Genomic DNA, 23,680 nt, shown 5'->3' with positions numbered 1-23,680 from the left:
GTTAATGCGTACGGGTGGCCAAGTTGATGCGTATCTACAATCAACTAATTCTAAGTCAGCACCACCAACAAAAACACCCATTTTGATGTATTGTCGTACAAAATAGTTTTTACCTGCTTTGGTATCAACAACAAGTTTATTTGGAGAGAATTCAGATTCAGTTGCAATAGTATGTGGCATATTTCCTTTAACACTCTGATAAAAGAAAATACCGTTAGCAGTTTCACCAAGACATTTATTATCGACCCAAATATCTTTTTTTAATGCTTGTCCTACAAAAGAGTCTCTGTAAACATATAGTCCTGCTTTTCCTTCAGGAGGAGTGTTAAAAGCTTTAGCATTTTCAGACATCTCTTTTGGTTCTAGTGGTACAGTACTACATCCGACCATCAAAAATAAGGCGAAAGGCAATAGTAATAAATATTTATGCTTAGAAAGCATAATTAATTCCTATATAAGGTTGAGCTCCTGAGTCAGTTGTTGAAACTGTATAAGTTGTGGAACCAACTGTATATTGTACGTCTTGCCATTTTCTACCAACATAATCAACCCCACCTATAATATACAAATGTTCCACTGCTTTATATGATATACCGATACCTATATTAAATGAAACCTCTGTAATTGATGAGTCTGAATACCCATCAACATTCATAGAACCGACACCTAAACCAACTTTTACATAAGGATAAAGATTTTTTATACTGTTTAAAGAAAATTCCTTAATAACATCTCCACCAAATTCTGTTAAAGTCTTATGCGAACTGTCAAATATTGCCTTATCGTAAGAGATACGCGAAAGTCTTAATTGCCCTTTCCAATCACCATCTTGACCTGAACCAACTTTAATAGTGGCATCTTTGTATTTGTTTGAAACATCTACACTTACCCCTAAAACCTCTACTGTTGTATCATTTGAGTTTGCTCCATAATCAATACCAACATATATATCTGCCATTGCACTTGATCCTGCAAGAAGTAATCCTGCTAACAATAAACTTTTTTTCATTCTTCATCCTTTAGTAAATTATACCTATAGAAATGATTTCTAAAGGTAATTGATAAAGCACTATACTAAAAGTATTCTTATAGAAAAATTACCTATAGGAATACTATGCTAAATTTGCCTGATATTGTTACAAAAAGTGAAATAGATGCATATTTCCGCACTATTTCTAAAAACGTAAAACGAATCAGAATAGAAAAAGGGATGAGTCAGCTAGAAGTAGCCTTGTCTATAGGGCAGAAATCTTCAGGATTTTATGCAAATGCTGAAAACTATGCGCATGGAAAGCGATTTAATTTAGAGCATTTATTGAAATTAAGTATATTGTTAAATGTTGATATATGTGATTTTTTTAAACCTATAGATGATTTATAAAAAGATTGCAGTTTTTTAAATGTAGTTGATAGAGTAAGCCAAAATTTTGTTCCATATTTTTGCTGGTTGTTAAAGATTTTTTCCGGGATGAATCCCAGATTCCTGATATATTTTTGATTTGACAACTCTTTTGGGAGAAGGGATTTATTTCTGTCTCTATAGGTTCAATACTTTAGAACTTAATTATCAAGATAGTAGTTAATGGAGTAACGCATATCATCATCAAGATTTTCCATATTTCCCAACATCCATCGTAGATATCCTGCATCTTCACGTGCTACTTCTTCTAAAGTCTTTCCTCTGTATTTTCCAAAACGAAATGTCTTTACCAAAATAGGTGTGTTTGTCAGGTTAACCATCTTCTCTACAGGGTTTTCTCCTGGAAATTTCTCCTTGACAGCTTTGCGTAGTTTTGTCAAAAAGAGTTTGAGCACCAGTACATCACCGATGGCATCATGGGCTTTTACTTCGATGCCAAGAGCATCTGCCTCTTTTTGTTCCTCTTTGTAAAGTTCCATCTTATAGCGAAAATACTGCAGGCGGTGCGCCTCTTCATCTTCGAAGATATGCTTTGCAACACGCAGGGTATCGATAACTTTCATAACAATCTCAAAACCCTCTTTTTCAAGCATCTTCAAATCAAACGGAGCGTTATGGATTATCATATAGTTCTCTGGAGTATTGAGCTCTAAGAGACGTTTATATGCGGGTATTTCAACACATTTTTGTTTGCCCTCGATCATCTCAGGGGTAATGCCATGAACCTCCATCGCTGCAAAGTTTATGGGTACATCAGCCGAACAAAACTCATTATGTACCTCTACCTCTTTGCCACCAAGTACCATGTACCCAAGCTGGATTACCCTGTCTGACTCATCTGTCCCTGTTGTCTCTGTATCTAAAATTATGTACTTTGCCATCTATCTTCTTTTCGTTATAAATTTTGCTCTAAAGCTCTGCTTGGAGTTTGCTTTGACCTGTAGATGAAATGTTAGCAGATTTCCCTTTGTAAAACTATATTTCTCTTTGGAAATGACCTTTGAATCACTCTTTTTGTTAAATGGAATCTCTACAGTGATAAACTTGTCTTCATCAGAGTGGTTTGTCAGTGTATAGGCTATGGTAACATTAAAGCGTAGGTTCGTATCTTTGCGTGAGATGACCTTCTGTGTTACTTTTGTATCGAAATCTTTGCCGACTTTGAGAATGATAGGACTCTTTTTTGGTGTATTGGCAATATTCGTTTCCCCTAAAAGTAGAGGCTCTTCATCATCTTTTGTATAGATACGCACAACTCCTGATGGAAGTTCTCTGTCAAGATTACTGATTTGAAGTTCACGATTTACACTGCTTGAACGCTCACCCATAAGATAAAGAGGGTTGTTCATTCTCGCAATATAACTGTTTTGTATTGGGATATCTTTATACTCGAAGAGTTTGACACGCCTTTTCTCATAACTGTTAAGGTCAACCTTAAAAGGAACCGTATACTTGTGGTATCCTGCAACTGCCTTGTGCGTGAGAGCACTCTTATCTGCTGTGACCATACTTCTATAAGCAACAGCTTCTCTTTGATTGTAGGCTCTGTTGATATCTCCGGCTATTAAATGAACTGTTGCATCTTTAAAATCTTTGCCTGAATTGTTTATGATATCTACCCATGCCTGAAGATTGGCTCTGTTTTTTTTAATTTTTAAAATGTAATCACTTGAGAAAGAGATATTTTGTGCAAGATAGCTGATATCTATCGAAGTTTGTATGTTTTTTCTTGCTTTTATCTGAAAGTTGAGTGTATTGCTTGCTTGTAGATCCGTAGGAAGGTATGGAAAAATGATATCTGAGATTTTAGTGATAAAGAGTTTCTTTTGGGGGCTTTGAACGATGGCATTATTGCCACTGATACTTAAAAGTTTCGCTTGTGAAGCGTTGGAAAGCTCTACATCTTTGCCTACAAATGCTTTTGCCAAATCATGTTGCGTGAAGTTCTTTCTTTTGTGTACCTGTGAGTAGAGTGTGAGTGATGGTGGCAGGTCAAGATTGACAGAGTTGCTTATCAGTGTATTTGGAATATTATTATAGACAAAAGTATCATCGCTCTTGCTGATTTCAAACTCTTGAGATTCGTTTACAAGCGCAATGTTTGAGTTATAGATAGTGAGTGTTGTCGCAAAAATAGTCTGCGTGAGGACAAATGTTGAGAGTAAAAAAATTCTTTTCATAGTCAATTCCCTTGCAAATATGATACACTTATAAAAAAAATGGAAGGTAACCGTTGATAACTACTCCGCTACTCTATCTTTTTGTCTTAGCACTCATCGTTACCTTCTTTCATCTGCTCGCTAGTAAGACAAAATGGCAGATCTTTGAGTACCTTCCGGCAGTTGTTCTTATCTATGCTTTTGCAATGTTCCTTGCCTCTTTTGATGTTTTTGCCGATAATGAGGCCATCACACATATCTATAAGCTGACAAAGACAAACCTTCTACCTGCAATGCTCTTTTTAATGTTGCTTGAAATTGATTTCAGACACTTTATAAAACTTGGAAAGTCCCTCATAACAGCTTATGTCCTAGCGGTGTTCTCCATCGCTTTTGCTTTTATAGTTGTAGCAAATATTTTTGATTTTGGCAAAGATATAGCAGGTGCATTTGGTGCACTTGCTGGAAGCTGGATGGGTGGAACGGCAAATATGGTAGCAGTAGGGAGCGCTCTTGGTGTAAATGAAGATGCCTTTGCCTATGCGCTTGTAGTTGACAGTGTAAACTATACACTTTGGGTGATGCTGCTGCTCTTTTTGGTTCCTTTTGCAAAGGTTTTTAATCGCTTTACAAAAAGCCATGAGCGTTTGGCATATTTGAGTGAGATAGGCTGTGCCTGTTCTATGGGTGCGAAACGTTACTGGCTACTCATCGCCTTAGCACTTTTTGTCTCTCTTACTTCACAAATGCTTGCGCAATATTTTGTCATTTTAAACACTACAACAAGTATGGTTATTTTTGCCACACTCTTTGGGGTAGCTGCCTCTTTTACCCGCTTGCGTGAGATAAATGGCTCCAATGAGGTTGCCACGACAATGCTCTACATTCTCATAGCTCTTATAGGTTCACGTGCAGTGATTGAGAGTTTCAGCGGACTTGGAATGTATGTTTTGGCAGGTTTTTTGATTTTGCTATTGCATGCACTCATCATGGTAGCAGGAGCAAAGATTTTCAAACTTGACCTCTTTAGCATTTCTGTTGCTTCATTGGCAAATATAGGTGGCGTGGCATCAGCTCCGATTTTAGCAGCAACTTATGATAAAAAATTGGTATCTGTTGGAGTGCTCATGGCGATTATGGGCTATCTTATCGGTACTTTTGGTGGGCTTTTTGTTGGGAAGATTATACTTAATTATTAATGTGTGCCTGTAAAAGCTCAAGAGCATCATGTTGTGTAAGTGGTTTTGAATAGATATACCCTTGTATATAAGTAGCTCCAAATTTCTGAAGCAGTTGAAGTTGTTCCTTATCCTCAACACCTTCTATTATTGTATGCATACCTAAGTTTTCAGCCAATTCTATTGTTGCTTTTACGATGAGATAATCTTTTTTATTTGTGCATATTTCATCGATAAAAGATTTGTCAATTTTTATTTTATCTATCGGTAAATTTTTTAAATATGCTAGAGAAGAGTGACCTGTACCGTAGTCATCTAAAGATATTGTGATACCTATAGCTTTAATAGCAACAAGTTGTTGGATTGTATCTTTTATATTCTTCATGATAGCACTTTCTGTAATTTCAAATTCTATATAACCGCCTTCTACCCACTTCTTGTCAATGTGATTTTGGACTTGTTGAATAAGATTGTTTTCTTCAAAATGTCTAGCGGATATATTGATAGCAATGCGAAAGTTATTGGAAATTTTACTGAATGCTTCACAGCTTCTATTAATTTCTCTAAATATCCATGCTGTTATATCTATGATGATACCACTTTCTTCAGCTATTGAGATAAAATTACCAGGTTGTATAAAGCCTTTTTGAGGATGATTCCATCGAATGAGTGCTTCAAAACCATCTATTTTTGTACCATCTACGGTAAATTTTGGTTGATAGTAAAGTTCAAACTCATTGTTTTTTATCGCAGATTTAAGTTCATGTTTCATAAGAACTTTTTGAACAGCCTCTTTTTGCATATCTACTTGAAAGATTGTACATTTGTTTTTTCCTTCTTGTTTGGAACGGGAGAGAGCGATATCGACAGCTGCTAGAAGCTCTTTGGAGTTTTTCCCATCATTTGGGTAGAGCGCAATACCACCGCTTATACTGATATTGATAGTGTGATTATCTATAATGAGTTCTTTCCTTGAAAAATCAGTAATTTTACATCCTATTTCAAGAGCATCTTCTGGTCTTGTAATATTATAAGCCAGTATAGCAAACTCATCCCCTCCAAGTCTGGCTATGATATCTTCATCTCGTAGGTTATATTGCAGATATTCGGAAAAATTCTGAAGAATAATATCTCCGGCATGGTATCCTATAGTCTCATTGACTTCTTTGAAATTGTCTATATCAACAAAGAGTAAGGCAAATTTTTCTTTTTTTCTTTTTTTGATGAATTTATTAAGAATATTTATAAAATAGCTTCTGTTGGATAACCCTGTCAAACCATCATAATAGGCAAGATGTTCTATCTCTTTTTGTTGCGTTATCAAATCACTAATATCTTGACTTAAGGCAACATAATTTGTAATTTTATCTGTTTGTGGGTCTTTTAATGCCCAAATTTTTTGCCATACTACATAATCTGTGCCATCGTGTTTTCTGTCGATGATTTTTCCTTGAAATTTTCCATAAGTAGCAAGTTTATACCACATATCTGTATAATAGTCATCACTCATTAAATCCGATTTAATTACATCTTCCGGCTTTTTTCCAATCACTTCATCTTTTGTAAATTTACTGATATTTTCAAATGCAGGATTTATGAAAATAATATTTTTATTTTCATCTGTAATCAGTATGGCATCACTACTGTACTCTATAACACGTGACATGACTTCAAACTCTTGCGTTATTTGCACAATTTTTTCAATAAGATCATTAATGCACATAGAATTTTTAGGAGTTTTTTTCTTGGTAAAGGCTGATGCAATATCATAAATTTTATAGAGTTTTAGTAAGAAATTTTTATAGTAAAAATAGAATAAAAGTATAATAATAAATAGTAGAAGCATAAAAATAGAGAATAATTCTTGAAAAATATTTTTTTCTCTCTCTGCAATAAGATCATTTAAATCATAAAGCATTATGATATAGCCATACTCTAGTTTATTGTGTAAACTGTTGTATAAAGGGTCTACTTTGATAGTAGCATCTATGGTTTTCCCCCAAATATGGATATGTAAATCATTTATAGTATTTATTTCATCTTCATAATGTTGCAGTCTTTTATGGGAAAAAATCTCTTTTAGTTTTTTATTTATAGTTTTTTGTTCACTTGCATAGAGTATAGTTTTATCAGGGGCTACTAACAGAACATACTTTGTATTAGCCTGAGATGATAATTGTAGGAGTCCTTTTTGTATAGCTGTTTGCTTTTGATTTAATGAGAGCTCTTCTATAAGAGTTTTAAGGAGATAAGACTCTTCTTTTGCTTTTTGCATATAACTTTCTAAGATTGCCTCTTGACTTTCTGAGACTGCATACTTAAAGAACCCAATCATGGAAATGCATAAAAGTAAAATGGCTATTATTGGGTAGAGTAATGTTGCTGACATTTTATACATAAGAAATTTTTTCCTGTAATTTTTGAATGATTTGCAGTTGCCTGTTTGATATAAATGGCACGAGAGACTCTTGAACAGCTGGTGTCTTCTTGAGATGAATAATAAGCTTAAACTTGCTATCTATAGGTATTATTTTATCTACCTTGCCTAAAAATTCTTCTTCTTTTTCATGGAGCTGAACCTGCATTGTCAACTCAGAATTAATATCGATATCATAGAGATGATGTACATAGACTACAAAAGTAGTTATGGAAACTGTATGGAGCATTTCAGGAATTTGTGTTTTTTGTGATTTTATCAAAATCTCTATTGGATCTTTTAATTGCACATGTATATATCTTCGATCTAAGGGAGAAGTCTCCACCGCTTGAAACTGTTCTAAAATAACATAATTTTTTTCTATGTCGATAGACTTTACATATGCTTTTATATCTGGTTTTTTTGGCATTGTAATATAGATTCCGTCATTTGGTTGTAGAGATATTGCCGATATTTTTCTTATACTTATGGTTATGTTATTTTCTGTAATATCTATAATCTTTGCAGAGGATTGTAGAGGTATCTCCATATAGTAGCTTGTTACTGGTATTGTTTTTTTATCCTCTTTGTAGTGCTTCATAAGTGATAAAAATCTATTTTGTTCTTCTAGCCGTTTTTCCTCTTTTTCATCAAAAATCTTCTCATCTATTATGGCTGTTTGTGTAGATTTTTGAATAGTATTTAGCAGGATTTCACCACGTTCTATGATGCTTTCTGAAGAATCTTTATCGTGCAAGAGAATAAGGGCAGCATTGCTCTTTATGTGTTGAGTATCTGGGTTTGCTGTCAGTGTGGCATCTATTTTATCTATAAGTTTTGTGGATGTTTCAAGGCTCAATGTGTCACTTAAAAGAGCAAACTGACTACTTCCAATACGGGCTGAATCAAGAGGGTACTCTTGTTGTATTATCTGTGCAACATTTTGTATGATATTGTCACTTTCTTGTTGAGAGTGCCGTTTGCTGTATTCACTAAAGCCTTTAAGAGAAAGCATTAAAATTTTTATATTGTTATTTGGTAGACTTTTAAGCTTTTGTTCAATAAGCTCTTCAAATCGTCTTAAATTATTCAGACCTGTTAGTGTGTCTTTATATGCTAAGTTCTTGAGATTATCTATCTCTTTTTGCTTGTTTATATAAAGCTCATATGAGGCATTGCTAAAATTTTTTATAACCCCTGCTAAATTTGTATCAAAGATTTTTAACATTGCAAGTATGGATGTACAATCATGTCTAATCTCAGGGTGGGCGTCTAAAAGATGATTAAAAACAGTGATTCGTAATATTGTGCATATAGAATAGATCTCGTCTGCCCGTATCTCCTTTTGTAGCATAAAATCTACAAACTTATTCATACTTGGGCAGTCTTGCATTTTTTTTCTCTCTTGTATAACATCAACCAAATGAGCAATGATTCCCACAGCAAACTTTTTGGAGAATTTTTGATGACTTATTTTATATTTTTTGAAAATCTTTTTGATGTTTGGATTGTATAGCCATTGAGTAATGATGCGTTCACTGTCTTGGGTAATCCAGTCTCCGATAGCATATAATGTTTGCATAGAATTTCTGTACACCTTTTTATAGGATTAAAATTATAAGACTTATTGTATCACAATTATATCACAAAGCAGAAGTTCTGCTATACTTTTGAAAATCTTTGTAAGAGTGACAAAGGAGTTCAAAGAGTGTTTTCAGTATATATTGCTATATATATAGTTTTAGAGCTTTATGAAGTGCAGTGGCAAAAGGCACAGACGATTATGGGAATGCTTGCTAGAATGTATGAGCAGTATCATAAAAGCATCTTTTTGTTTTTGATTATGCATCCGACCTTTTATTTTGCTATCTGGTTTGCTTTTGAGACAAACTATAATGGTTATGCTATTGCGCTGCTTCTGTTAAAGTCAGCTGATATTTTAACAAAGATGGTTTTGATTAAAAAGGTCTTTATTGACAGAGATTTGGATGAGCAGATGCAGCTTTCACTCTTTACTCCCATAGGTCCGTATTTGCCTTACATAGGAGTTTTTCTTTATCCATTTTTTATCTATATGGCTTTAACATGAAGATAACAGATATCAGCCTCACGCAGGAGAGGATAAAGTTAAAAGTCCCTTTTATAACCGCTTTGCGTGAGGTGCATTTTGCAGAGTTTATTCGCGTGAAAGTCTGCTGTGAGGATGGGTGTTTTGCTTATGGTGAAGCACCTGCTACCAAAGCCATTACCGGTGAGACACTTGTAAGTATAGAAAAGGATATCAACACTGTAAAAGAGCTTTTTTACGGATATAGTATTGATGAAGCCATGCGACTCCTCCATCTACAAAAGATAGGTTCAAGTGCCAAAGCAGCTCTTGATATTGCTTTTATATCACTTTATGCAAAAGAGAAAAAGTTCTCACTGCGTGACTATTTTGACATGCAAGATATAAGCTCGATAAAAACAGATGTCACCATCAGTTTGGGCACAAAAGAGCAGATGCTCTTAGATGCAAAAGAGGCGCTGCGTGAGGGGATGGATATTTTAAAGATAAAACTTGGAAGTAATATCGCTCACGCAACAGAAGTGACAAGAGTTTTAAGTGCTGAGCTTCCTCACGCAAAGCTGCTTATCGATGCAAACCAGGCTTGGAGTGAAGCCCAGACACTGCACTACCTCAAAGCGACTGAAGATTGTAAGCTGGAGCTTTTAGAACAGCCTGTAGCTGCAAAAGAGCTAGGGGCATTACAGAGAATAACGAAAATGTCAAAAGTACCCATTCTTGCTGATGAGGCACTCTTTACACTTGAAGATGCAGAGTATGTCATACAAAACAGAGTTGCAGATATGATAAATATCAAGCTGATGAAGTGCGGAGGTGTTACAAAAGCAGTAGAGATTTTAGAGTATGCCAGAGCAAAGGGTGTAGGTTGTATGCTTGGGTCTATGATAGAAGGACCATACTCTATAAATATCACACTCTATCTTGCTTTTGCGTACCGTGATGTAGTGCAGTTTGTCGACCTCGACTCACCGCTGCTTTATGAGAAGCTGCCAAGTGAGTTGGATTTTATCTATAATGAGGCTGTTATCTCTTTTAAAGAGCAGTAGCGGGCTTTGCAATAAAACGCAGCCATATATAGCCAAGTGCACCGGCAAGCAGTGATGCAGTCAAGATGCCTATCTTTGCTTGAAAGATAAGTGCAGGAGCATTTATAAATGCAAGGTCAGCCACAAAGATACTCATCGTAAAACCGATACCGCCAAGTGCTGCTACACCAAATATCTGGCTTATGGAGCTGTTTTGTGGCAGTTTTGCGATACCGCTTTTTATGGCGACAAAGGCAACCCCCGCAATGCCGATAATTTTACCGCCAATCAGACCAAAAATGATGCCGAGTGAGACAGGCTCAAATATGACATCATTGATAGAACTGAAGTTGATACGAATACCTGCATTTGCCAAAGCAAAGAGAGGAATGACAATTAAACTTACAGGAAGATGCAAAGATTGTTCAAGTCTTGTAGCAGGAGAGCCGACAGCATCGATGCGATCTTTGATGTTTTGCAGGAGTGCTTTTTGTTTCTCATGCATTGTATGGTCTGTAGCCACTGGGTAGCTGTCATACTCATCAAGCAGATTTTTTGTATGTTGTGTGAAGTCTATCGGTGGAATTTTTGGTTTTGAAGGGATGGCAAACGCGGCAATCACTCCGGCAATAGTCGCATGAACACCGGATTCAAGCATAAAGAACCACATAAACAGACCTACGATAAAGTAAGGCAGTGTTGCATGGATACCAAAACGGTTAAAACTTACCATAATAAAAAACATTCCGCCTGCTAGCAGTAGAAAATTCAACTGTATCTCTGCGGTATAAAAGAGAGCAATGACCAAAACTGCACCAAGGTCATCTACAATGGCAAGTGCTACTAAAAATGTCACAAGAGCAGGTGAGACGCGATTACCAAGTAAGACAAGAGCTGAGATGGCAAAAGCGATATCCGTTGCCATCGGAATTCCCCAACCGTTTACCCCAATACCTCCTGTATTAATGCCTAAATAGATAAGAGCAGGCACAAGCATACCACCAATGGCAGCAAGAATAGGTAAAATGGCAACTTTGATGTTTGAGAGCTCTCCGACTAAAATTTCACGTTTGATCTCAAGCCCTATCATAAAGAAAAATATTGCCATCAGTCCATCGTTTATCCAGTGATGCAGAGAGTTTTTTATCTGCAATGAACCAAAATCAAACTTGATGAGAAGATGAATAAAATGTTGATATGCTTCATAGAGGGGTGAATTTGCAACAACAAGAGCAACAATGGTCATACCCATTAAAATGAGACCTGTCGTTGTTTGGGCATGTAAAAAGTGTTCAAAAGGAGTATATACTTTTTTAAAAGCTCTCTCCCAAGGTGCATAGAGTATCATGAAACTTTGTCTCCCTTTTTTTGAGGTGAATATACTAACATATCTAAAGAGAAAGAAAACTGAGAGCAGTTCAGTTTTTGAAATCCTTAATCTTAGAAGTTTTGAAAATTGAGTATAATCTCTTTTATGAATTTAGCACCACTTAACAACCAGACTATTCTTTTTTTAGGAAAACCAAGGGCTTTTAGTGAGGAAGAGTTTGCCGCACAGATAGAAGCACACAATATAAGTACGACAAAAGAGTTAGATGATAGAGTCATCTATGTTCTAGAGGGGCGAATGATGACGCCGTATGAGCAAAATCTCAGCGATGAACTCTATGAAAAAGGTGGATATACTTTTTTAACTATTGATGATTTTGAAAAAACTTTGGCACAAGAGATAGATGATGATGTTCTGCTGATGAGTCTCAAACTCTCCAATGACAAAGAGCGCCTCAAAAGCTTTTTGCAGAACTCCTGTGTGAGCAATGCACTCTTTTTCAAACTACTGCAGATGTACAAATGGAGTGGAGAGGATTTTTTTGAAAATGATGATAACCGTGATGTAACAGCAGCACTTATTGGAAGATTTTATGAAAATATTGAGCGCAATCATAATGTGCAGTATGCAACAACAGGAGTGATTCATCTTGTTTCTCAAACACAAAATCCTGAACTTTTGGAAGCTATCAGTAACTTAGAACCTTTGAAATTTCATTTTAAACTCTCCATCTTACTTGCACGCCATCCTCAAACACCAAAAAAAGTTTTAAAACGGCTCCTGCGTAAGGGAGAGAAGCATGTTTTAGAAGCAATGTGTACAAACAGTGCTTTGGATATGAGTATCATAAAAGAGTTGGCACAAGAAGAGCTTTATGCAAAAATTTTGGCACAAAAAGTAAAGCTCACAGAGGAGAGTTTCGAGCTTTTTAAAGTATTTACAAAAGAGTTGGCACAGAACGAATCACTTGATGAAAGGATGCAAAGAGCATTATTGGCTTTAGCAGATAGTACTGTAATGAATGAACTCGCTCAAAATGCAGCATTAACGCAAGAGAGTATTGAGAAGCTAATGCAATATGATGAGAGTAAGCTCACGCAACTGCTTTTAGAAAATCCAAATATAGATGAAAAGTATCTGCGTGAGGCATATACAAAGAGTCAAAATCATCTATCGCTTGCCAAAAATCCATCACTTCCAGAAGATTTGGCAACAGCACTTTTTGACAGTGCTGAGGGGGTCGTTTTAGAAGCCCTTGCAAGAAATGAAGCGACACCGGTAGATATTTTGTATCAGTTGCAGCTTGACAGCAGGTTTGAGCGAGCGGTCAAGACCAATGCGGCCTTTACAAAACATATTCAAAGCCAAAATATAGGATGGTTAGTATGAGAGCAAGTGAAGTTACAAAGAGTTTGAATGCTTTGGTTAGCAAAAAGGTACCAACATTTCTCTGGGGTGCACCGGGTATTGGAAAATCTTCCATTGTCAAGCAGATAGCCAAAGAAAAAGGAGTTGATTTTATCGACTTGCGTTTAGCCTTAATGGACCCGACAGACCTCAAAGGCATTCCTTTTTATGATAAAGAGTCCCACAGTGCACTCTGGGCACCACCTGCATTTTTGCCACGTGAGGGTGAAGGCATTTTGTTCTTAGATGAGCTCAACTCCGCTGCACCTGCTGTACAGTCCTCTGCTTATCAGCTCATTCTCGATAGACGTATTGGCGAGTATGTTTTACCTGAGGGCTGGGCGATAGTAGCAGCTGGAAACCGTGATGGTGACAGAGGTGTGACATACAGAATGCCCGCCCCGCTTGCAAACAGATTTGTTCACTTTGAGCTTGATGTAAGCGTGGATGATTGGCGAGAGTGGGCTTATAAAAAGAGTATTGATAGTCGTATCATCGCTTATATATCTTATAAAAATGAGCACCTTTTTACCTTTGATGCAAAGGTTCAAGCAAAGAGCTTTGCAACACCAAGGTCTTGGGAGTATGTGCATAATATTCTTCAAGCAAATGTAGAAAAAGAGTTGTTGCTTGATGTACTGAGTGGTGCAGTTGGACGTGAGGTTGCTGTAAGTTTTCTCTCCTTTGTTAAGGTGATGGACAAGCTACCGGATATTACGATGATTATGCTGGGAAAATCAGAGGAGTACCCGGAAGAAATTGATGTTTTATATGCACTCTCTTCAGGGATAGTTAGCAGATATCTACAAGATCCATCAGATACAGCACTGGAGCATATTTTAGAGTATACACTCGATCTCAAGAGTGAGTTTGCCGTTTTAATTGTGCAAGATCTACAAAAAAATGGTGTGACGATGGAGCATTCACAAAACTTTAAAGCATGGGTAAAGAAGTTCGCGTACCTATTGGCATAAATGATGAACACTACAGATAAAATCTCTCAGGCAAAGGCGAAGCTTTTAGTAGACTACCCTTATTTTGGGACACTTGCATCAAGACTTGAACTTGTGGTCAATGATGATATTGAGAGTTTTAAAAGCAGTGGGGTGAAGCTGGAGTATCGTGAGGAGTATCTGCGTGAGCTTGAGCTCTCTGAGGTAGAGTTTATTCTGGCAAACGGAGCGATGCACTCTGTACTGGCCCATGATATGCGTAAAAACAATCGCAGTGGCTGGCTCTGGCAAATGGCAACGGATATTGCCATCAATGATATGCTTTTGCAAAATGGACTTGATATGCCCTATGGTGCACAGTATCGAAAACGTTTTGCCGGAATGTATGCTGAAGAGATCTATGCCCAGCTCAAAGATGACATCCTGCGTGAGGATGAGAATCTGGAGTATGAAGCAGATGATGCTGATGATATTGAGAGAAAAGATGAACAAAATAAGAGTCAGGAACGCACACAAGAGCAGTTAGAAGAGGAGATCTTGAGTGAGCAGCTTTTGGCAGAGGAGGCCATCTCTCTTTTAGAGTCAAAAATCAAAATGGGCGAAGCTCCTGAGGCAATTGAGCGTTTCTTTGATCTGGGTGCATTTTCAAAAGTGGATTGGCGAGAGGTGCTACGTGAAGCGATTGACAGATACTTCCGGGATGACTATGTTGTGATGCCACCTTCGAAAAAACTGCTTTATAAGGGAATATATCTTCCTTCAAACACTTCACAGACCTTTCGTCTTGTTATTGCCATTGATAGTTCCTCCTCAGTAGATGAAGCACTGCTCAATCTCTTTTTGAGTGAAGTGAGCTTTATTATGGAGCAGGTACAAAACTACGTGATTGATATCATAGTCTGTGATGACACGATTCACTCGCACAACATTTTCTATAGCGGAGAGGCTTTGGATGTGCAGTTAAAAGGTGGAGGAGGAACTGATTTTCGTCCTCTGTTTGAGTTTGTTGAAGCAAATTTTGATGATCTGAAGTTACTGTTGTATTTTACTGATTTGGAGGGAAACTTTCCAAAAGAAGTACCTAATTACAGTGTAAAATGGATAACGTCAAAGGAAAGAGAAACTCCTTTTGGTGAACTTATAGTACTAGAGGACTAGGCTTCAAAAACAACCTGATTACGTCCACTGTTTTTTGCTTTATAAAGCATCAAATCTGCTTCATTGAGTGTCTCTTCCAGATTGTTATCATTGTGATGAACAACTGCACCGATGGATATAGTAAAGTTGATATGTGTCTCTTTTTCCACGGCAAATGTGTATGTTTCAACCTCTCTCCGGATTCGCTCTAAAATATCAAAGGCACTGAATCTGTTGATGTTTTTGAGTACAATACAAAACTCTTCTCCGCCAAAACGTGCAACAACATCTCTTGGACTCGTAGAACTTCGCAAGATATCTGCAAGAGTGACAATAACCCTATCTCCTACCTCATGCCCATAGGTGTCATTGATATTTTTAAAGTGATCGATATCGATCACAGCTACTGCAAATTTTTCACCACTCTCTTTGACATCATCAACATACGCATGCATCTCATGAAAGAAATATCTGCGATTGTAAAGTCCTGTCAGATAGTCACGGTTGGCATAGTTCGTAATCATCTGGATATTTTCCAAAGCCTCAATAGAGTTATTTATCCGAACTGAAAACTCCTCTTTGGAAAAAGGCTTTTTGATGTAGTCATTTGCACCGTGTTTTAAAAACAGAGCACTGATTTCTGTATCTTCATTTCCTGAGAGCGCAAGAATACAGAGCTCGTCTTTGGAGTAAGTCTGGCGAATTTCAAAGGTAAGTTCAAGACCGTTCATAACAGGCATATTGTAATCTGTCAATACTAAAGATATGTCTGGTTTTGCCTGAAGCATACCCAGTGCTTCTTCTCCGTGAGCAACAGTAACGACTTCAAAGAACATATTTTCAAGCATATTTTGCATCTGTTTTCTAAAGACCATAGAATCATCAACAACAAGGACTTTATGGTTTTGATTCTTTCTTAGACGCTCAATGATTTGAATGATGTAGTTTATATCTTCTGCTCCATCTTTATTGACATAGTCAATAATATTTTTTGCGAGCATTTTTGTACGAAACTCTTTATTTATGTTTGCACTGAGCACGATAACACGGTGTTTTTTTGCCAAAACATAATCAACGATTTCACCGTTTGGAGCATCGGGAAGATTGATATCAAGCAGAGTGATGAAGTATTTATAACGTGCTAGAAAAAGTTTTGCCTCACCAAGAGAGTAGGCAACATCAACCTCCATCTCTAAAGCGTGTTCAATTTTTTTAGATATCAGCTTTGCCAGTGTTTGGTTGTCTTCAACGATTAAAATTCTGTCACTCATCTATTGTCTCCAAATTATATACTTGGAGTATAGCGATATTCATCTAAAATTATAGTAATATTCGTTTATGAATTATATGTATGTTATTTTAGAAAAACTACGCAGTTGTCACAATATCTTTTTAACGGGTGGCGCAGGAGTTGGCAAAACAACTACGACCCGTGCTATTATAGAAGCTTATGAAGCAGAGGCCAAAAAAGTGGTCAAGCTTGCTTCAACCGGAATGGCAGCAACACTCATCGGCGGGCAGACACTGCACAGTTTTTTAGACTTAGGGATAGCTTCTAATATTGAAGAGTTAGAAAAAAATGGAAAGTTTGAGATAAAGAAGAAAATTAAAAAACTCATACACAGTATGGATTTGATTGTCATCGATGAGATATCTATGGTGAGTGACAAGCTCTTTGAGATGATAGAACTGCGTCTAAAACAGGGTGAGTTTCAAGGGTCACTACTGGTTGTGGGTGATTTTTTACAGTTGCCGCCCGTGGTACGTGGTTATGGTGAAGTACATTATGCCTTTGAATCGCCGTCATGGAAAAACTTTGCTTTTGAGACGATAGAACTCACACATATCTATCGTACGGATGATAAAGATTTCATAGATCTTTTGCATCATGTCCGTTTTGGTCTTATCGATGAAGCGGTGCATAATGCACTCAATGCTTTTATAAAACCTTTGCCAAATGATCTGAGTCAATTTACTTTTTTGTTTGGTAAAAATATTTCTGCTTCAGAGCATAATAAAAAGCAGCTTGAACATATTGCAGAGGAACTTTTTGTCAAAGAAGCACATATTGTCAAGCATAAAAAGAGTGTGAACGACAAAGAGATAGAACGGTTTTTGGATGATGCTAGGATTGAAAAAGCGTTAGAGCTTAAAATCGGAGCACCTGTGCTTTTTACCCGTAATGCATGGAACTATTTTAACGGAGAGCGGGGTGTAGTTATCAATGTTGATGCTTCTTATGTCTATGTACAAAAGAGTGACGGCAAAGTTGTAAAGTTAGAGGCAGTAGGACAAAGCAAAACAATGTGGACGGAAAAAATATGCAATGGAAAAAAAGAGCTACTCGAAGAAGAACTCTTTACAATCTATCAGTATCCCATAAAACTTGCCTTTGCCATCACCATTCATAAATCACAAGGAATGAGTATATCAGATTTGATAATCGATACGCGTGAAATATTTGCTCCTTCACAGTTCTATGTTGCACTCTCACGTGCATCAAATCCAAAACACTTGACACTTATTGCGCCTAGTAGACAGTGGTATGAGCTTGCCTTTGTAAACAGTTGTGCCATAGAGTTTGTACGAGGAGAGAAAGTATGCTAAAAAGAAGTGACAGTGGCATACTTTTTATGCTTGGCTCTGCTCTTATCTCTGCACTTAACGGTGCTCTTACAAAGATGCTTTCAGAAGATATTTCAGCCTTGGAGATCGTTTTTTTTCGTAATCTTATCGGTGTTTTTATTATTCTCTACGCTTTGAAACATACACCACCAAAGCTTACGGGAGGCAAGATTCATCTGCTTTTCACACGTGGTCTTTTTGGTTTTATGGCGATGATACTTTTCTTTTATACCATTACGGTCATTCCTTTGGGTGAAGCGATCACGCTGAATAAAACTTCTCCGTTTTTTGTAACGATTTTGGCTTTTTTTCTGTTGCGTGAGCATTTAAGTATAAAAACTGCCATTGCACTCTTTATCGGTTTTACAGGTGTTGTGCTGATTGCAAAACCATTTGGTATGGAATTCTCATCAGCACATATTTTGGGTGTTTTGGGTGGATTTTTTGCTGCAGCAGCTTACACAACGATAAAAAAGATCAAAGATATTTATGATTCACGTGTTATTGTTCTCTCTTTTGTCGGTGTGGGAACTTTAATGCCGGCACTGCTCTTTTTGCTTGCACCTCACATAAATACCCCAGAATTTTTAAGCTTTTTATTTCCGGAGTTTATTTTACCGATGAGTTTGAAAGTCTGGCTGCTGATTGCTTTGATGGCCCTTATCTCCACACTCTCGCAATGGCTGTTAACCAAAGCATACTCGGCAAAAAACTTGAGCGTTGTCGGTGTTATTAGTTATACAAATATTCCTTTTGCCATTGGGTTTGGATATCTGTTAGGAGATAAATTTCCAGACTCGTTGACATTTTTAGGAATAGGGCTCATTGTTGTAGGAGGCATTCTGGTCAGCCGTAAATAGTTACTTTAAGTTGAAATATAACAAATAAAAGCTATTATTTAGGAAGAATATTCCGGAGAAAATCAGTGAAAAACACCCAATCATGCTTAGAATTGGTAGAAGAGAGCGAAGAAAAGTTTCGTAAAATTGCTGAAAACTCACTTGTAGGTATGTTTATCTATACTGAATATTTTGTCTATGTCAATGAAGCATTTGCTAAAATGACTGGATATACAACCCAAGAGCTTCTAAAGATGCATCCATGGGAATTAGTGGATGAGAGTAACAAACAATCTTTTCAGACAATCATCCAAAGACGTTTACAAGGTGAGGAATTTACCTCTGTCCATAATGAGGCACTTCTTGTCAAAAAAGACAATACAACACTTGATGTGAAAGTTTCCGCAGAAACAATTCATTATAGAGGCAAGTATGCGGGGATTGGTATTATTATTGATATTACTGATATTGTAAAGAAAAATCAGATTATAAAAGTTTTGATACAGGCGCTCTCTCAAAGTGATGATATTATTTTCATCACAGATATCAAGGGGACCATTGAGTATGTAAACAGGGCTCTCTTAGAAATTTACGGATATACAAGAGAAGAGATCGTAGGGGGGACTCCCAGAATTTTTTCATCAGGGCAACATGAGAAAAGTTTTTATAAAGAGTTGTGGGATACTGTACAACGAGAGAAAAACTACCATCAGATAATTATAAATAAAAAGAAAAATGGTAATCTGATACATGTCGATACAAAGATTACTCCGGTAAAAGATGAAAGAGGTGAAAATATCTCCTATTTTGCTGTAAGTGCAAGAGATATCACTGAAAGAATACTTAATGAACAAAAGTTCAAAAAACTTGCAACTATCGACCCGCTTACACAAATCCCCAACAGGTATCAACTCTATCAATATTTTGATGATTTTATCGCCAAAACAGAACATAGGAAAAACTTTTTTTCGATTTTACTCTTTGATATAGACCATTTTAAACAGATCAATGATAACTTTGGACATTATGTAGGGGATAATATTTTAAAAGATTTTAGCAGGTTAATTGTAGAAAATATAAGAAGTATCGATAAGTTTGGAAGATGGGGTGGTGAAGAGTTTCTACTGCTTTTGGACTCTACTGATGAGCATGATGCTATGCGTATCGCTCAAAAGTTAAATGATCTTGTTGCAGGTTCAGTTTTCGATGAACTCTATTGTATTACTGTTAGTATAGGTGTGACAGAGTATCGACAAGGTGATACAAAAGAGCAGTGTATAGAGCGAGCAGATATAGCCCTCTATGCTGCTAAAAACCTTGGAAGAAACAGAGTCGTTTTTAATTAAATAGTGTATAATTGATAAAAAATGGAGAATTAATATGAAAATATTTTTATTGTTCGTGAGTCTGTTTTTGTTTATGAGTGCTTGTAGTACAGAAAAAAATAGACTTTCAGAAAAAGAGTATCAGCGTTCAAACGCTGCAAGCCAGAAGGCTTTAAATAAGTTAGACAGAGAATAATCTCTGCCTAAAAGAGTTCTTATAACTCTGATTCGTGTTTAGCAAGGTACTCTGCAACACCTTCAGCGTCAGCTTTCATACCTTCGTCACCTTTTTGCCAACCAGCAGGACAAACTTCACCAAACTCATCAGTAAATTGTTGTGCATCGATCATTCTTAACATCTCATCAACATTACGTCCAAGTGGTAAGTCATTGATTACCGCGTGACGTACGATTCCTTTATCATCGATTAAAAATGAACCACGAAGTGCAACTGCGTCATTTAAAAGTACATCATAGTCACGAGCGATATTTTTAGTAAGGTCTGCTACGAGTGGGAAGTTGATACGTCCGATACCACCTTTTTCAACTGGAGTCTCTCTCCATGCGAAGTGTGAGAATTGGCTATCTACTGATACACCTACAACATTTACACCACGTTTTTGGAACTCTTCATATCTGTGTGAAAATGCAATAATCTCTGATGGACAAACGAATGTAAAGTCTAGTGGATAAAAGAATACAACTGTACCTTTCTCGCCATAGTTTTCGCTTAATTTGAAATCTTCTACGATTGAACCATCTGCTAAAACTGCAGTAGCTGTAAAATCCGGAGCTGGGTTTGTTACTAACATATTATATGTCCTTGTATTGTTTTTTTAATGAATAGGATTTTATCCAAAATATATTAATAAAGTTCTGAATAGATCAGAAAACTTGTTTAGCTTAAAGAAAAGTTTTATATTTTTAGATATAATTGCAGCGATTTATGAAGCTAGACTTTGTATTTCAATAAGGAAAATCGATGACGAAAGAGTATATTTTTACTTCAGAGTCTGTAACAGAGGGGCATCCTGATAAGATGGCAGATCAGATCAGTGATGCAATTCTGGATTATATTATTGAAAATGATAAAAATGCGAGAGTAGCGTGTGAAACTCTCGTGTCTAATGGTTTTTGTGTAATTGCAGGCGAACTGAAGACTACGGCGTATGCCCCGATGCAAGAGATTGCAAGACAAGTTATCCAAGAGATTGGATATACAGATGCAACATATGGTTTTGATTACCGTTCAGCTGCAGTACTTAATGGTATAGGTGAACAATCACCAGATATCAATCAAGGTGTTGATCAGGCTGGTGGACAAACAGGTGCAGGTGATCAAGGACTTATGTTTGGTTATGCATGTCGTGAGACTGATGTGTTGATGCCGCTTCCGATTCATTTGGCACATTGCCTTACACAACGTCTGGCAGAAGTGAGAAAAGATGGAACTATTCCATATCTTCGTCCAGACGGAAAAGCACAGATCAGTGTAAAGTATGTTGACGGGCAACCAGTTTCAGTGGAGACTGTTGTTATCTCAACACAGCATGCTCCGGATGTTTCTCAAGAGCAGATTCATAAAGATGTCATTGCTGAGGTAATCAACAAGGTAATTCCTGCAGATATGATGCATGAGAAAACAGTGTTTCATATCAATCCGACAGGAAAATTTGTAATCGGTGGACCGCAAGGTGATGCCGGTCTTACAGGTCGTAAGATTATTGTGGATACGTATGGTGGAAGCTGCCCACATGGTGGTGGAGCATTCTCTGGAAAAGATCCGACCAAGGTTGACCGTTCAGCTGCATATGCTGCACGTTGGGTTGCTAAGAACTTAGTAGCTGCAGGTGCATGTGACAGAGCAACAATCCAAGTAGCCTACGCTATTGGTGTTGTTCAGCCAGTGTCAATTATGGTTGATACGCATGGAACAGGCAAAGTTACTGAAGAGAAGATAGAGAGTTGTATAAAAGAGATTTTTGACCTTTCACCGGCTGGTATTATTAAGTCACTTGACCTTTTAAAACCTATCTATAGAAAAACTGCAGCATATGGTCACTTTGGTCGTACGGAAGATAGCTTTACCTGGGAAAAGACAGATAAAGCTGACGAGATAAAGGCTTATTTAGGCCTTTAAATCTAGATGGGGGAAATGTAACAATGTGTACATTTTCTCACTTAATAGAGAATTTTTAGCTACATTTAAAATTCTTCATTGTATAGTTACTTTTAATAAAAATTAGGAGAAGATAATGGCAGTAGTTATTAATGATACATGTATTAACTGTGGCGCTTGTATTGATGAGTGTCCTGTAGAAGCAATCGTAGATGAGGATGATAATCCAACGGGTGAAGAGATCTATTATGTTTACCCTGACAAATGTGTAGAGTGTGTTGGTTATCATGATGAACCAGCATGTGCTACAGCATGTCCAACAGAAGGTTGTATCACATGGGATGCTATTGGTGAATCTCCAGAGCATCGTGAAGACATCACTGATGAGCAACGTTCAAACCATGAGCCTGTTGTAGAATAGTCTCTATAAAGGAGTGTTTTTAGCACTCCTTTTTTCTTCAAAATTACACTTCAATTATTCAATAATCATAAAATTTTATTTTTTAAACTAAAAAAGATGTTTTTTTAGGTATAATCCCACTCTAATTTTATATTTTCAGAGGAGATTTGATGGAACGTACACTATCAATAATCAAGCCAGATGCAGTTGCAAAAGGTGTTATAGGCAAAATTTTAGATCGTTTTGAAAGCAATGGTCTTAGAATTGCGGCTACAAAAAAACTTCAACTTTCACGCGCAGATGCAGAGGCATTCTATGCAGTTCATGCAGAGCGTCCTTTTTTCAACGATCTTGTTGATTTTATGATCAGTGGTCCTGTTGTTGTTTCAGTTTTAGAAGGTGAAAATGCAATGCAAAAGAACCGTGACTTAATGGGTGCTACAAATCCAAAAGAAGCAGAAGCTGGAACTATCCGTGCAGATTTCGCTGAAAATATAGATGCAAATGCAGTTCATGGAAGTGACTCTTTAGAAAACGCTGCTGTTGAGATTGCATTCTTTTTCGCAGAGAGAGAAATCTCTTAAGTAATTACCAATGAAGGTGATGCTTAGAAAAGTAACAAAGACACCGTTAGATTTTGATTTGAAATCTGATGAAATAACTTTTAAAGGTTATTTGGAGTATCATGGTGGGAAATTGATTTTGCTCAAAGCAAAGCTGGGCGGCTCACTTGAAAAGCCTTGTGATATTTGTGCAAAAGATTTTAAATTATCGGTTGATGAAGATGTAGAGTTCTTTATCAGTGATGGTTTATTTGAAGATGACGGCAGTATCGAGCTTGATGTTGTTGAATCTTTTGACGGATTTGCAAATATTGATGAGTTATTACACTCAGAGATAGAGCTTATCCGAAGTGATTATCACCGCTGTGATAGTTGCGAAGATAAAGATGAGTTTGAATTTTAATCAAACTCATCTTTAATGAAGAAAAGCGACTAGTCGCGTGAGCCTTCCGCTGAGGAAAACCCAGCGTTAGCGTAAGTGGCGGAATTACTTCCGACACTGTTTTAAATTAAGATGAAAGGATTCCTTTCATTTTATAAAATAAAATTAAAGGAAATAGATATGGCAGTACCTAAGAGAAGAGTATCTCACTCTCGTTCAGCAAAACGTAGAACACACTACAAAATTTCTTTAGCTCGTCCGGTTAAAGATAAAGATGGAACATACAGATTACCACACCACATCAACCCAACTACTGGTGAGTATAAATAATTAA

General features: G+C 36.8%; 24 protein-coding genes. 15 read left to right on the top strand and 9 right to left on the bottom strand.

The features are described 5' to 3' along the window. Together ES948_RS06980 and ES948_RS06975 are read right to left on the bottom strand one after the other, a co-directional pair. On the bottom strand, positions 1 to 441 hold a 441-nt coding region (locus ES948_RS06980), incomplete at its 3' end, for a DUF2846 domain-containing protein (RefSeq protein ID WP_152184233.1). Continuing rightward, positions 431 to 1,009, bottom strand: coding sequence for a hypothetical protein (locus ES948_RS06975; RefSeq protein WP_152184232.1), 579 nt, complete (start codon positions 1,007 to 1,009; stop codon positions 431 to 433). The genes ES948_RS06980 and ES948_RS06975, both read right to left, overlap by 11 nt. A gap of 105 nt (positions 1,010 to 1,114) precedes the next feature. Between ES948_RS06975 and ES948_RS06970 the strand changes: the two genes are divergently transcribed. After that, positions 1,115 to 1,381: a helix-turn-helix transcriptional regulator gene (locus ES948_RS06970; protein WP_152184231.1), complete on the top strand. Its 267-nt coding sequence runs from the start codon at positions 1,115 to 1,117 to the stop codon at positions 1,379 to 1,381. A 179-nt stretch (positions 1,382 to 1,560) separates the two neighbouring features. Here ES948_RS06970 and ES948_RS06965 read toward each other — a convergent pair whose 3' ends face one another. Then, complete coding sequence (locus ES948_RS06965) at positions 1,561 to 2,301, bottom strand: exonuclease domain-containing protein (RefSeq protein ID WP_152184230.1); 741 nt, start codon at positions 2,299 to 2,301, stop codon at positions 1,561 to 1,563. After that, complete coding sequence (locus ES948_RS06960; protein ID WP_152184229.1) at positions 2,302 to 3,600, bottom strand: DUF4139 domain-containing protein; 1,299 nt, start codon at positions 3,598 to 3,600, stop codon at positions 2,302 to 2,304. Positions 3,601 to 3,653: 53 nt separating this feature from the next. Between ES948_RS06960 and ES948_RS06955 the strand changes: the two genes are divergently transcribed. Next, the gene (locus ES948_RS06955) at positions 3,654 to 4,778 is read left to right on the top strand and encodes a DUF819 family protein (protein WP_152184228.1); all 1,125 of its coding nucleotides are present in this window, start codon (positions 3,654 to 3,656) and stop codon (positions 4,776 to 4,778) included. Here ES948_RS06955 and ES948_RS06950 read toward each other — a convergent pair. After that, a complete protein-coding gene (locus ES948_RS06950) occupies positions 4,768 to 7,155 on the bottom strand; it encodes a sensor domain-containing protein (RefSeq protein ID WP_152184227.1) in 2,388 nt (795 codons plus the stop codon). The genes ES948_RS06955 and ES948_RS06950 overlap by 11 nt on opposite strands. Next, positions 7,148 to 8,755 (bottom strand): GGDEF domain-containing protein, encoded by a 1,608-nt coding sequence (locus ES948_RS06945; protein ID WP_152184226.1) that lies wholly within the window; start codon positions 8,753 to 8,755, stop codon positions 7,148 to 7,150. Before ES948_RS06945 ends, ES948_RS06950 begins: the two co-directional genes overlap by 8 nt. Positions 8,756 to 8,881: 126 nt before the next feature. Between ES948_RS06945 and ES948_RS06940 the strand changes: the two genes are divergently transcribed. Beyond that, positions 8,882 to 9,262, top strand: coding sequence for a hypothetical protein (locus tag ES948_RS06940; RefSeq protein WP_246153839.1), 381 nt, complete (start codon positions 8,882 to 8,884; stop codon positions 9,260 to 9,262). Next, complete coding sequence (locus ES948_RS06935) at positions 9,259 to 10,287, top strand: dipeptide epimerase (protein WP_152184225.1); 1,029 nt, start codon at positions 9,259 to 9,261, stop codon at positions 10,285 to 10,287. The genes ES948_RS06940 and ES948_RS06935 overlap by 4 nt, the downstream gene beginning before the upstream one ends. On the opposite strand, the gene nhaA is transcribed toward ES948_RS06935, so the two are convergent. After that, complete coding sequence (nhaA, locus tag ES948_RS06930; RefSeq protein ID WP_152184224.1) at positions 10,274 to 11,614, bottom strand: Na+/H+ antiporter NhaA; 1,341 nt, start codon at positions 11,612 to 11,614, stop codon at positions 10,274 to 10,276. The two genes, ES948_RS06935 and nhaA, sit on opposite strands and share 14 nt — an antisense overlap. A 126-nt stretch (positions 11,615 to 11,740) precedes the next feature. Here nhaA and ES948_RS06925 point away from each other — a divergent pair, with 126 nt between their 5' ends. Genes ES948_RS06925 through ES948_RS06915 form a run of 3 tightly spaced genes read left to right on the top strand, consistent with a single transcriptional unit; the run spans position 11,741 to position 15,114 of the window. Further along, positions 11,741 to 12,985, top strand: coding sequence for a hypothetical protein (locus tag ES948_RS06925; protein WP_152184223.1), 1,245 nt, complete (start codon positions 11,741 to 11,743; stop codon positions 12,983 to 12,985). Continuing rightward, on the top strand, positions 12,982 to 13,977 hold the full coding sequence (locus ES948_RS06920) for an AAA family ATPase (protein ID WP_152184222.1): 996 nt from the start codon (positions 12,982 to 12,984) through the stop codon (positions 13,975 to 13,977). The genes ES948_RS06925 and ES948_RS06920 overlap by 4 nt, the downstream gene beginning before the upstream one ends. A gap of 3 nt (positions 13,978 to 13,980) precedes the next feature. Continuing rightward, a complete protein-coding gene (locus ES948_RS06915) occupies positions 13,981 to 15,114 on the top strand; it encodes a vWA domain-containing protein (protein ID WP_246153838.1) in 1,134 nt (377 codons plus the stop codon). On the opposite strand, the gene ES948_RS06910 is transcribed toward ES948_RS06915, so the two are convergent. Continuing rightward, entirely contained in the window at positions 15,111 to 16,364 is a 1,254-nt protein-coding gene (locus ES948_RS06910; RefSeq protein WP_152184220.1) for a diguanylate cyclase, read from the bottom strand. The genes ES948_RS06915 and ES948_RS06910 overlap by 4 nt on opposite strands. A 67-nt stretch (positions 16,365 to 16,431) precedes the next feature. On the opposite strand from ES948_RS06910, the gene ES948_RS06905 reads away from it, so the two are divergent. The 3 genes from ES948_RS06905 (at position 16,432) to ES948_RS06895 (ending at position 19,903) form a co-directional block, all read left to right on the top strand. Further along, a complete protein-coding gene (locus tag ES948_RS06905; RefSeq protein WP_152184219.1) occupies positions 16,432 to 17,700 on the top strand; it encodes an ATP-dependent DNA helicase in 1,269 nt (422 codons plus the stop codon). Further along, a complete protein-coding gene (locus ES948_RS06900) occupies positions 17,694 to 18,578 on the top strand; it encodes a DMT family transporter (protein WP_246153837.1) in 885 nt (294 codons plus the stop codon). Before ES948_RS06905 ends, ES948_RS06900 begins: the two co-directional genes overlap by 7 nt. Before the next feature lie 65 nt (positions 18,579 to 18,643). Beyond that, on the top strand, positions 18,644 to 19,903 hold the full coding sequence (locus ES948_RS06895; protein ID WP_152184218.1) for a sensor domain-containing diguanylate cyclase: 1,260 nt from the start codon (positions 18,644 to 18,646) through the stop codon (positions 19,901 to 19,903). 194 nt (positions 19,904 to 20,097) lie between these two features. On the opposite strand, the gene ES948_RS06890 is transcribed toward ES948_RS06895, so the two are convergent. Further along, complete coding sequence (locus tag ES948_RS06890) at positions 20,098 to 20,694, bottom strand: peroxiredoxin (protein ID WP_152184217.1); 597 nt, start codon at positions 20,692 to 20,694, stop codon at positions 20,098 to 20,100. Positions 20,695 to 20,864: 170 nt separating this feature from the next. Here ES948_RS06890 and metK point away from each other — a divergent pair, with 170 nt between their 5' ends. The 5 genes from metK (at position 20,865) to rpmF (ending at position 23,676) form a co-directional block, all read left to right on the top strand. Continuing rightward, positions 20,865 to 22,022: a methionine adenosyltransferase gene (gene metK / locus ES948_RS06885; protein WP_152184216.1), complete on the top strand. Its 1,158-nt coding sequence runs from the start codon at positions 20,865 to 20,867 to the stop codon at positions 22,020 to 22,022. Between the two features lie 115 nt (positions 22,023 to 22,137). Next, positions 22,138 to 22,422 (top strand): 4Fe-4S dicluster domain-containing protein, encoded by a 285-nt coding sequence (locus tag ES948_RS06880; RefSeq protein ID WP_152184215.1) that lies wholly within the window; start codon positions 22,138 to 22,140, stop codon positions 22,420 to 22,422. A gap of 149 nt (positions 22,423 to 22,571) precedes the next feature. Continuing rightward, complete coding sequence (ndk, locus tag ES948_RS06875; protein ID WP_152184214.1) at positions 22,572 to 22,985, top strand: nucleoside-diphosphate kinase; 414 nt, start codon at positions 22,572 to 22,574, stop codon at positions 22,983 to 22,985. Between the two features lie 19 nt (positions 22,986 to 23,004). Next, positions 23,005 to 23,367 carry a DUF177 domain-containing protein gene (locus ES948_RS06870; protein ID WP_246153836.1) on the top strand — a complete coding sequence of 121 codons (363 nt, stop codon included), beginning with the start codon at positions 23,005 to 23,007 and terminating at the stop codon, positions 23,365 to 23,367. Positions 23,368 to 23,526: 159 nt separating this feature from the next. Continuing rightward, on the top strand, positions 23,527 to 23,676 hold the full coding sequence (gene rpmF / locus ES948_RS06865) for a 50S ribosomal protein L32 (RefSeq protein ID WP_013326319.1): 150 nt from the start codon (positions 23,527 to 23,529) through the stop codon (positions 23,674 to 23,676). Positions 23,677 to 23,680: the final 4 nt, after the last annotated feature.

The sequence above is a fragment of the Sulfurimonas indica genome, assembly GCF_009192995.1.
GTDB classification, from domain to species: Bacteria; Campylobacterota; Campylobacteria; order Campylobacterales; family Sulfurimonadaceae; genus Sulfurimonas; species Sulfurimonas indica.
Note: the sequence above shows the minus strand (reverse complement) of the source record. Positions and strands in the feature narration are given on the sequence as shown.

Coding starts and splice junctions, on each gene's coding strand:
- ES948_RS06975 (WP_152184232.1), bottom strand. CDS start 1,009: ATGAAAAAAAGTTTATTGTTAGCAGGATTACTTCTTGCAGGATCAAGT.
- ES948_RS06970 (WP_152184231.1), top strand. CDS start 1,115: ATGCTAAATTTGCCTGATATTGTTACAAAAAGTGAAATAGATGCATAT.
- ES948_RS06965 (WP_152184230.1), bottom strand. CDS start 2,301: ATGGCAAAGTACATAATTTTAGATACAGAGACAACAGGGACAGATGAG.
- ES948_RS06960 (WP_152184229.1), bottom strand. CDS start 3,600: ATGAAAAGAATTTTTTTACTCTCAACATTTGTCCTCACGCAGACTATT.
- ES948_RS06950 (WP_152184227.1), bottom strand. CDS start 7,155: ATGTATAAAATGTCAGCAACATTACTCTACCCAATAATAGCCATTTTA.
- ES948_RS06945 (WP_152184226.1), bottom strand. CDS start 8,755: ATGCAAACATTATATGCTATCGGAGACTGGATTACCCAAGACAGTGAA.
- ES948_RS06935 (WP_152184225.1), top strand. CDS start 9,259: ATGAAGATAACAGATATCAGCCTCACGCAGGAGAGGATAAAGTTAAAA.
- nhaA (WP_152184224.1), bottom strand. CDS start 11,614: ATGATACTCTATGCACCTTGGGAGAGAGCTTTTAAAAAAGTATATACT.
- ES948_RS06925 (WP_152184223.1), top strand. CDS start 11,741: ATGAATTTAGCACCACTTAACAACCAGACTATTCTTTTTTTAGGAAAA.
- ES948_RS06920 (WP_152184222.1), top strand. CDS start 12,982: ATGAGAGCAAGTGAAGTTACAAAGAGTTTGAATGCTTTGGTTAGCAAA.
- ES948_RS06915 (WP_246153838.1), top strand. CDS start 13,981: ATGAACACTACAGATAAAATCTCTCAGGCAAAGGCGAAGCTTTTAGTA.
- ES948_RS06910 (WP_152184220.1), bottom strand. CDS start 16,364: ATGAGTGACAGAATTTTAATCGTTGAAGACAACCAAACACTGGCAAAG.
- ES948_RS06905 (WP_152184219.1), top strand. CDS start 16,432: ATGAATTATATGTATGTTATTTTAGAAAAACTACGCAGTTGTCACAAT.
- ES948_RS06900 (WP_246153837.1), top strand. CDS start 17,694: ATGCTAAAAAGAAGTGACAGTGGCATACTTTTTATGCTTGGCTCTGCT.
- ES948_RS06890 (WP_152184217.1), bottom strand. CDS start 20,694: ATGTTAGTAACAAACCCAGCTCCGGATTTTACAGCTACTGCAGTTTTA.
- metK (WP_152184216.1), top strand. CDS start 20,865: ATGACGAAAGAGTATATTTTTACTTCAGAGTCTGTAACAGAGGGGCAT.
- ES948_RS06880 (WP_152184215.1), top strand. CDS start 22,138: ATGGCAGTAGTTATTAATGATACATGTATTAACTGTGGCGCTTGTATT.
- ndk (WP_152184214.1), top strand. CDS start 22,572: ATGGAACGTACACTATCAATAATCAAGCCAGATGCAGTTGCAAAAGGT.
- ES948_RS06870 (WP_246153836.1), top strand. CDS start 23,005: ATGCTTAGAAAAGTAACAAAGACACCGTTAGATTTTGATTTGAAATCT.
- rpmF (WP_013326319.1), top strand. CDS start 23,527: ATGGCAGTACCTAAGAGAAGAGTATCTCACTCTCGTTCAGCAAAACGT.